The 9328-nt window shown below is 67.1% G+C and carries 7 protein-coding genes; 2 read left to right on the top strand and 5 right to left on the bottom strand.

Annotation, left to right across the window (positions count from 1 at the left end; all coding sequences use genetic code 11):
* A partial coding sequence (locus MT490_RS13515) for a lipopolysaccharide biosynthesis protein (protein ID WP_297388563.1) occupies positions 1-1188 on the top strand: 1188 nt, incomplete at its 5' end.
* Here the strand turns inward: MT490_RS13515 and MT490_RS13510 are convergent.
* The 5 genes from MT490_RS13510 to MT490_RS13490 all read right to left on the bottom strand — a co-directional run bounded on the left by MT490_RS13510 (position 1166) and on the right by MT490_RS13490 (position 7867).
* Positions 1166-1939, bottom strand: coding sequence for a 3'(2'),5'-bisphosphate nucleotidase CysQ (locus tag MT490_RS13510; protein ID WP_297388561.1), 774 nt, complete (start codon positions 1937-1939; stop codon positions 1166-1168). The genes MT490_RS13515 and MT490_RS13510 overlap by 23 nt on opposite strands.
* 36 nt (positions 1940-1975) lie before the next feature.
* Entirely contained in the window at positions 1976-3892 is a 1917-nt protein-coding gene (gene cysN / locus MT490_RS13505; RefSeq protein WP_297388575.1) for a sulfate adenylyltransferase subunit CysN, read from the bottom strand.
* 20 nt (positions 3893-3912) lie between these two features.
* Entirely contained in the window at positions 3913-4827 is a 915-nt protein-coding gene (gene cysD / locus MT490_RS13500) for a sulfate adenylyltransferase subunit CysD (protein ID WP_297388571.1), read from the bottom strand.
* Between the two features lie 65 nt (positions 4828-4892).
* Positions 4893-5606, bottom strand: coding sequence for a response regulator transcription factor (locus MT490_RS13495; RefSeq protein ID WP_297388558.1), 714 nt, complete (start codon positions 5604-5606; stop codon positions 4893-4895).
* The gene (locus MT490_RS13490; protein ID WP_297388555.1) at positions 5606-7867 is read right to left on the bottom strand and encodes a polysaccharide biosynthesis tyrosine autokinase; all 2262 of its coding nucleotides are present in this window, start codon (positions 7865-7867) and stop codon (positions 5606-5608) included. The genes MT490_RS13495 and MT490_RS13490 overlap by 1 nt, the downstream gene beginning before the upstream one ends.
* A 422-nt stretch (positions 7868-8289) precedes the next feature.
* Between MT490_RS13490 and MT490_RS13485 the strand changes: the two genes are divergently transcribed.
* Positions 8290-9198, top strand: a complete 909-nt coding sequence (locus tag MT490_RS13485) for a hypothetical protein (RefSeq protein ID WP_297388552.1) — start codon at positions 8290-8292, stop codon at positions 9196-9198.
* The last annotated feature ends 130 nt before the right edge of the window (positions 9199-9328 follow it).

Genomic DNA, 9328 nt, shown 5'->3' with positions numbered 1-9328 from the left:
TACAACCGCGTCGTCGAGCGGATCGTCCGCTTCGAATCGTGGCAGCCGCTGATCCGCTTCGCGGTCCACGAAGAGCAGGAAGGCTCTCCCGAGAGGATGGCCCGGCTCTACGCCTATGGCCTGCTGCTGGACATAGGCGCGGCGGCGTTCGCCGCGGGCCTCACCGTCGGGCTGGCGCTCCTGTTGGGCGGCTGGTTCGGGCTCACCTCGCTCCACGTCCAGCTCGTGGCGATCTATGCGGTGGGGACGCTGTGCAACATCGCCGGCGTGCCCACCGCAGCGCTGCGCCTCTCCGGCCAGTTCAAGATGCTGGCCTATACCCAGGTTCTCGCCAATCTGCTGCGGATCCTGTTCGCCGCATTCTGCGCCATCCAGGGCTACGGCCTGATCGGGTTCATGGTGGCGTGGACGGCCGCCCAGGCGCTGGGCTCGCTGGCCGTCTTCGCGGTCGGATTCCGCGCGCTGCGGGGCATGGGGATACCCAATCCGTTCCTCGCGCCCTTGCGGGGTCTCCGGAAGGATTTCCCCGGCTTCTTCGGCTTCGCCTGCTCGACGAACCTGTCGCTGACATTGCGGGTGATAACCACCGAGGCGGATTCGCTCTTCGTCGGCGCCGTGGCGGGGGCTCCGGCGGCGGCCGTCTATTATCTCGCCAAGCGCATCGCCAAGGTCGCGGTCCAGATCGGGGCGCAGGTCCAGGCGGTGGTCTATCCCGACGTCGCGCGGATGTGGGCGCGAGGCAATGTCCGGGGGCTCCGCGCGGCGACGCTCCAGGTCCAGATCGCGCTCGCCGGCGTGGGCGTGGCGATGCTGCTGGGCGCCTATCTGTTCGCGCCGCTCCTGATCCGCCTCGGGCCCGGCGAGGCGTATAACGAGACCTATGTCCTGCTGCTCACCCAGCTCGTCGCGGTCATCCTGATGCTGCATGCCGCGCCGTCGCGATCCGCGCTTCTGGCGATGAACCAGGCATGGCTCGTCCTGGCGATTTCCGCGCTGGGCACCGCCGTCTTTGTCGGCGTCGCCGCTTATGCGGTGCCGCGTTTCGGAGCGATCGGCGGCAATATCGCGCATATCGTGCTGGGGGCGCTCACCGCCGTGCTGCTCGACCTGTTCTGGCTCGGCAAGGCGCGCGAGCGGGCGAAGGCGCCGGTCGACGTCGAGCCGGTTACGCCTGCCCCGAGGCAGTGAAAGGCCGCAGCTCTTCGCGCGGATCGGATCCCCGGAGCGCCGCGAGCACCGGCGCGGCGAGATCCTCGCGGCAGATGAGCAGGTCGGGCAGCCAGGGGCTGCGATTGTTGTAGCGCGGGGGGCTCCCGTCCAATCGGGACACGTGCAGGCCCGCGGCGATCGCCACGGCCGCGGGGGCGCAATTGTCCCATTCATATTGGCCGCCGCTGTGGAGATAGATCTCCGCCTCGCCGCGGACGACCGCCATGGCCTTCGCCCCCGCGGAGCCCATCGGCACCAGGGTCGCGCCCAACCGCTCGGCCACCGCGACGGCATGAGGCGAAGGCCGCGTGCGGCTGACCAGCATCCTGGGAGGCACGTGGCGCTCGGCGATGTACAGGGGTTCCTCGCTCAGATGGACCAGACCGAGCGCGGGAAGCGCGACGGCGCCGATCGTCGGCCGGCGGTTCACGGCCAGCGCGACATGGACGGCCCAGTCGGTCCGGCCCTCGCAAAACTCCCGCGTCCCGTCGAGCGGGTCGATGATCCAGACCCGCGACTTCGAAAGGCGCTCGGGGTTGTCGACCGTCTCCTCGCACAGCACACCGTCGTCGGGCCGCAGTTCGGCCAGTCGCTCCATGATGAATTCGCTCGCGCGGATGTCGCCGAGATGCCCCAGCTGCTTGCCCATCATCGTCGATCGCTGCCGAAGCTGTGACAGGAGCTCGCCGGCACCGCGCGCGAGCCAGGACGCGAATTCCACGTCATTCATGACGGGCGCCGCCGCACCGGCGCCGAGGCCAGCCGGTCACGACCGTTCCCCCGGCGTTTCCGCAGTCTCGGCAAGCACGTGCGCCACGATCAGCTCCGCGGCTTCCTCGGCGCTCATCGAGCAGGTGTCGACGACCAGTTCGGGGGCCTCGGGCGCCTCGTAGGGGGAATCTATCCCTGTGAAGTTCTTCAGCCCGCCCTGGCGCGCGAGGGCATAAAGACCCTTCACGTCGCGCGCCTCGGCGACGGCGAGCGGCGTCTGCACGTAGATCTCGACGAACTCGCCCTCGGGCATCATCCGCCGCACCATCTCGCGCTCGGCGCGGAAGGGGGAGATGAAGGCGGTGAGCACGATCAGCCCGGCATTCGTCAGGATGCGGGAAACTTCTCCCACGCGCCGGATGTTCTCGACTCTGTCGGCATCGGTGAAGCCGAGATCGCGGCTGAGGCCGTGCCGCACATTGTCCCCGTCGAGAAGATAACTGTGCTTGCCCAGCGCCAGTAGTTTCTTCTCGACGAGGTTCGCGATCGTGGATTTGCCGGCGCCCGAGAGGCCGGTGAACCACAGGACCCGTGGCTGCTGGTGTTTCTGCGCGGCGTGCGCCTCGCGCGTCACGTCGAGCGACTGCCAGTGGATATTGTGCGTGCGGCGGAGAGCAAAGCGGATCATGCCGGCCCCGACCGTCTCGTTGGTGGCCCGATCGATCAGGATGAAGCTGCCCAGATCGGAATTTTCCTTGAAGCTGGTGAACGGGATGATCCGATCGAGCGAGATGTTGCAGACGCCGATCCCGTTGAGCGGCAAGGTCTTCGCCGCCTCGCGCGCGAGGGTGTTCACGTCGACGCGGTGCTTGAGGTCGGTGATCGTCGCGGTTGCGGTGCGCCCGCCCATCTTGAGCAGATAGGGGCGCTGCGGCAGCAGAGGTTCGGCGCTCATCCAGACGAGGTCGACCTCGAACTGGTCGGCCGTCTCGATCGGGTCGCGGGCTGCGGCGACCACGTCGCCGCGCGAGCAATCGACTTCCTCGGTGAAGGTCAGCGTCACTGCCTGGCCGCGCGAAGCCGATGGCAGGTCGCCGTCCATCGTGACGATGCGATCGATTGTCGTGGTGAGCCCCGAAGGCGCGATGCGGACGCTGTCCCCGGGGCGCACCGAGCCGGCGGCGATCGTCCCCGAGACGCCCCGGAAGTCGAGGCTGGCGCGGTTGACCCACTGCACCTGCATCAGGAAGGGTGCCGCCGGCGACCGGTCCTGCGGTATCTCGGCCGCCTCGAGCGCCTCGAGCAAGGTCGGTCCCTGGTACCAGGGCATGCGCGTCGCCGCCGTTGCGACATTGTCGCCGTCCAGCGCGACGATCGGAACGGCCGTGAAGGCCTCGATCCCGATCGATTCCGCGAACGCGGCATAGTCGGCGACGATGTTGTCGAAGACCGACTGGCGATAGCCGACCAGGTCCATCTTGTTGATGGCGAGGAGGACTCTCCGGATCCCGACCAAATTCACCAGATAGCTGTGCCGCTTGGTCTGCGTCAGCACGCCCTTGCGCGCATCGATAAGCACGACGGCGAGATCCGCGGTCGAGGCGCCGGTGACCATGTTGCGCGTATATTGCTCGTGCCCCGGCGTGTCGGCGACGATGAACTTGCGCCGGCTGGTGTTGAAGAACCGGTAGGCGACGTCGATCGTGATCCCCTGTTCGCGCTCGGCCGAGAGCCCGTCGACCAGCGAGGCGAAGTCGAGCCGGACCGCGCCGTTGCCGGATTTGCGCTGTTCGCTGACCAGGGTCGTCAGCTGATCGTCGAGCAGCGATCGCGAGTCATAGAGCATCCGCCCGATGAGCGTGGACTTGCCGTCGTCGACGGATCCGCAGGTGATGAAGCGCAGCAGCGACTGTTCGCTCGCGAAGGGGATGACGATACCCGGATCGCGATCCGGCACCCCTTCGGGAAGCATATGGGAGGTGGCGGCGCGCATCAGAAATAACCCTCCTGCTTCTTCTGCTCCATGCTGGCGGCGTGATCGCTATCGATGACGCGCCCGTTCCTTTCGGACGTTCGCGCGTGCAGCGTCTCCGCGACGACTTCGGCGATGGTGGCGGCATTGCTCTCGATCGCGCCGGTGAGCGGATAGCAGCCGAGCGTGCGGAAGCGGACGGTCCGCATGGTCGCGGTCTCTCCCGGTGCGAGGGGAAAGCGCTCGTCGTCGACCATCAGGAGCACGCCGTCGCGGATCACGGTGGGGCGGGGCGCTGCGAAATAGAGCGAGGGGATCTCGATCCGTTCGCGCTCGATATATTGCCAGACGTCCAGTTCGGTCCAGTTCGACAGGGGGAAGACGCGGATCGACTCGCCCTTCGCGATGCGCGCGCTGTAATGGCGCCAGAGCTCCGGACGCTGGCGCTTCGGATCCCAATGGTGATTGGCGTTCCGGAAGGAGAATATCCGTTCCTTGGCGCGGCTCTTCTCCTCGTCGCGGCGGGCTCCGCCGAACGCCGCGTCGAACCCGTATCGGTCCAGCGCCTGCTTGAGGCCCTCGGTCTTCCACATCTCGGTGTGGCGGGCGCCGTGATCGAAGGGATTGATGCCGAGCGCCTCGGCTTCGGGATTGCGGTGGACGATGAGATCCAGGTCCCCCGCCGCGGCGACCTTGTCCCGAAGCGCATACATGGCGCGGAACTTCCAGGTCGTGTCCACGTGCAGCAGCGGGAAGGGCAGGCGGGACGGGTAGAAGGCCTTGCGGGCGAGATGCAGCATCACCGCGCTGTCCTTGCCGATGCTGTACAGCATCACTGGCCTGCTCGCCTCGGCGACCACCTCGCGCATGATGTGGATGCTCTCGGCCTCGAGCGCGTCCAAGTGCCTGAAGCTGCCCGTTACCCTAGCTAGCAGGGGTTCGCACGCCGGCTCGTGCCATGTCGCGCCTGTGTGAACGTCGCGGCGCTGTGCTTCAGCCGTCATTGCTGCATACCTTTGAGGAAGTGGGCGACGACCTGCGTGCGATTGGACGCGCCGTTCTGTGCCATGATCGCCCGGATATGGACCTTGACGGTGCTCTCGCTGATCTCGAGCTGCTCCGCGATCGCCCGGTTGGAGAAGCCGAGCGCGAGGAGCTGGACCACTTCGCGCTGGCGCTTCGTCAGCGTCGCCAGCCGTCCGGGTTCGACGGGCGACGAGGGGGTGGGCGGCGCGGCGGACGCGTCCGTCGTTTCCAGTTGCAGCAGGTCCGCAAGCGCGGCCGGATAGACGCCGGCGCCGTTTACCAGCAGCAGAATGGCGCTTCGGATGCACGCGACGCTGGCGTCGGAGGTCAGCAGCCCCTGCGCGCCGGCGCGAATTGCCGCGACGATCTCGCCGTCGTCGACATGGTCCGAGACGACGAGCGCGGCCGCGCGCGGCCACCGCCTCGCCGCAAGGGCGCGCTGTTCCGCAAGCGCAGGATAGTTGGCGGGGCCGCTGATCTGGAAGAGAACCAGGTTCGGCGGCACGGCGGGCTCGTGCTCGGCCACGGCGGCGCAGGATTCGATCGTCAGCTCCGGCGTCGATTTCAGCCCCGCGACCATGCAGGCGCGGCTGAAGTCGCTCTCATCGACGATGAGGACGTTGATGATTGCCGGTGCACGGTCCACGGGAAGGGGGCTCATCCGGCGAGACTTCACCCAGGTGGTCACTATGCGGTTCCGCGCTTGAACATGCCACGGATGCGGCTGGTCACGGTGCCAATCCAGCTGCGCGGCTCGTCGAAGCTGTCGGAATAATAGGATGCCGATCCCATGTAGAACTGGACGGCGTCGCCATAGCCGCGACGCGCATGCTCGGCATAATCGACCTGATTGAAGACCGCGCCGGCGACGGGGGTGTGCAGCAGCTTCATGGCGGCGCGAAGCTGCTCGACCGTGGTCTTGCCCCAATGCACGACCATCAGGGTCGAATCCGCGATCCCCGACAGGGTCGTCGCGTCGCGGACGGCGAGGACCGCCGGCGCGTTGATCACGACCAGGTCATATTGATCGCGCAGGCGTTCGAGCAGGCGCCCCACCTGCCAGCCGCGGATCAGCGACCCCGGATTGCGGACGCTTTCGCGCGTGCTGAGCACGACGGCGGTCTTCTCGGTGGCGGTCTCGCCATTCTCGGCGGGGAGCAGCCGCCGCGGATCGCCGGTTCCGGTCAGCAATTCGATGAGGTCGGGCGTGCCCGACGACGCCTGGATGCTGCGCAATATGCTGGGCCCCGGGCGCCGCAGGTCGAAATCGACCACGATCGCGCTGCGGCCCATCGATACCGCCGCGACCGCGAGCGTGAGCGCGACGCTGGATTTGCCGTCGCCCGGCAGCGGCGAGGTGACCAGCACGGTCTGGTTCTGTCTGCCTTGCGCCAGCTCGTCCACCTCGGTCGCCAGCGTCCGCGCCACTTCGGCGAAGAGCGACTGAGGCTCGGTCACCACGGGACTTTCCACCGCCGTCATCGGGATCTCGCGGTTGAGCAGCGGAAGCATCGCGAAAGTCCGCAATCCGAACAGCCGGTACAATTGCTCTCCGCTGCGCAGGCGATTGTCGAACATCTCGATGCAGAACACGATCAGCAGCGACAGCATCAGCGAGCCGACGAAGGCCGCGAGCGCCATCTTCTTGGGGGCGGGCGCCACGGCGACCAGCGGCGCCGTGGCCGCTGAGACCACGGAGGAGTTCACGCCCGTCGTCTCGAGCTCGGAGCGAACCGCCTGTGCGCGCTGCGCGGTGGTGAGATAGGCCTGGCGCGCCACCTCCGCCCGACGGTCGAGCACCGCGAGATCGACATTGTTGGTGTTGTTGCGGAAGGCCTGCGCGGACAGGGTCGACAATTGCGACTGCAGTTGCCCCGCACGGGCGGCCGCGGCACGCGCCTCGCCCGCGGCCAATTGCTGTTCGCGCCCCGCGTCGGCGGAGATCTTGGCCTCTTCGGCCGCGACCACGGAAGTGCGCTCGCGATCGAGGTCGGTGCGCGCCTGGTTGATCTGCGCCTCGACCCTCTGCCGATCGGGGTGCGCGGCGCCGAGCGAGACGGACAATTGCGACCGTTCGCGCAGCAGGTCGTCATATTGGCGCTGCAGATGGTCGAGCACGGGCGAGCTGGCGCCGGCGGACGTGCGCATCCGCGACGCGCTGCTGACGCTCGCCGACCGGGCCGCCGCTGCCGCATTCGCCGCGGACGCCGACGCCTGTTCCACGGCGATGCGGTTCATCTGCTGATAGTCCTCCGCGCTTCCGGCGCCGATCGGCATCCTGTGCTCGCGGCGGAAATCGGCCACTGCGCGCTCGGCCTTTTCGACTTCGCCGGCCAGTCGCGTGCTCTCGGCGGCCAGCGCGCGCGTGACGCTGTCGCGCCATTGCTGCCGGCGGGCCGAGCGGAGCTTCTGCAGGCTCTCGACGAACTGGTTCGCGATGTCGGCGGCGAGCTCGGGACTGCGCGAACGGACGACGATGTCGATGAAGTCGGAATCGGTGGCGCTCGCGACCCGCGTCTTCGTGAGGAGCCGTATCGTCGCCTGCTGCGGGGTTATTTTGGAGCCGGAGGTGAAGACCTTGTTGTTCACCAGGTCCATGTCTTTGACGACCTGTTCGGCGAGCGCCTGCGAGCGATAGATCCGCGCCTCGTTCGCCACGCGCTGCTGGTTGCGCGCGGTATCGGCCTGGTTCGATCCGTTCGCGTCGTTGAGCTCGACCTGGACGGTGGCGGTCGCCTCGAAGGTTTCCGGCAGGCGCAGCTGCGAGAACAGCACCAGGCTGACGCAGACCGTGACCAAGGAAGCGATCAGCAGCCAGTGACGCCGGAGCACGAGCCAGATCTGCCGCGCGGACATGCGCTGCATCTCATAGGAAAGGTCGTGCTGCGACGAGCCCGGCATGTCGTTCCGATAGGTACCGTCGACTAGAGCATATTGCGCTGGCGCCATGACAAATCCTCGCGGGGGGTGCAGGTGCACATGCGGTGTCTGCGGGAATTCCCGATTTCCCGGCGATTGTGCCGCCCGGGGGCAGCATGCGCAAAAGCGCATCGGGGCAAACCGATGCGCATTGTGGCTAAGACTTCGGCATATCGGCCCGGAGTGCTTCCTTGATCGACTAGGCTCCTGCCGCGCGCTTCGGCAGCGCCTGTTCAAGGCTAATTCCGGGATAGACCACAGGTATTAGTCCCGAGTGGCCGCGCGGCAATTATGGAGAGCCGCCATCCTATCCATGGACGATTCCCGGCCGTGTACTATTCAAACGGGCATGCGAGGATCGGGGACCGTCGGTGATTGGCGAGATTGCCTTCGATGATTTGACGCCTGGAGTGCTTGCCGCGCAGTTCGCGGCGGGCAAGGCGGCCGTATTGGTGCGCTGTCCCGAAATGATCTCCGAGCTCTGGCAGGGCCTGATGGAGGACGATGACGAGCAATTGCCCTGGCAGGCGCCCCTCATCGACATCGCGCGCAACTATCACGGCTGTTCCGACATCACCGTCAGCCTGGGGGACCTGTTCTACTTCCAGCCGGGCCAGCACGGCTATATCGCGCGCAAGATCGCGCTGAGCCGGCCGGGGGTGGACGGCGCGCTCGTCGTCCGGCCTTCCTTCTTCGTCCAGGGCGAGGAGAAATTCTCGACGCGCGAACAGGTTCTGAACCTGTGCTGGTCGGTCGGCGATCGGCTGATGACGGCGATGGCACCGCCGGGAGCGCCCCTGAACGAATATTGCGTCGCGGTGCAGCGGCTGAAATATCAGCAGTCGGCGAACGACTTCGACAAGCTCGACGCGCTCGCCTGCAATTCGCTCGGGCGATGGGGACGCGTCGGCTTCGCGCTCGATCAGCGCCGGCTCGAGGCAGCGGGCCCACTCCAGCGCAAGGGCGTCTCGGACTTCTACGGGATGGTGGCGCATATCCCCGGGGTTCGCTCGCTCGCTCGCGGGGTGAACCGGCTCTTCTCGCGCCGCGACCAGCGATCGCGGATGCTTCCCGGCCACCGGCTCATCGAGGCTGCGCATTACGACCATCGCTATTTCAGCGCGCTTTGCGGGCAGCGGAAGAACATCGAAACCCACATCTTCGTCGACGGCGCCTGGTACAATCTCCCGATTACGATGGACACGCTCGCCATCCTGCCCGGCAGCATCGCCGCCGCAAGGTTCGGCGTGCCGCACACGCTTCACCGCGTGGTGCATGTCGGCCGCGAGGAGGAACCGGCGGAGCATCTGCCCGCGGAACGGCGGGCGCAGAACGTCACGCTCCTCATCGGAACGGCATGACCGCGCAGCGCGGAAGGCCGGTCGTCTCGGCCGAGGGAGAAGGGATCGCGACAAGAAGCCGATGACGGGAACATCTTCGAGCCACGGGGACGCAATCCAGCCGCGAAGCGCGTGGCGGTGGTTCCGCAAC

The organism is Sphingomonas sp., from assembly GCF_026460985.1.
GTDB lineage: Bacteria > Pseudomonadota > Alphaproteobacteria > Sphingomonadales > Sphingomonadaceae > Sphingomonas.
The sequence above is the reverse complement of the archived record's forward strand: the minus strand, read 5'-3'. Positions and strand labels throughout refer to the sequence as shown.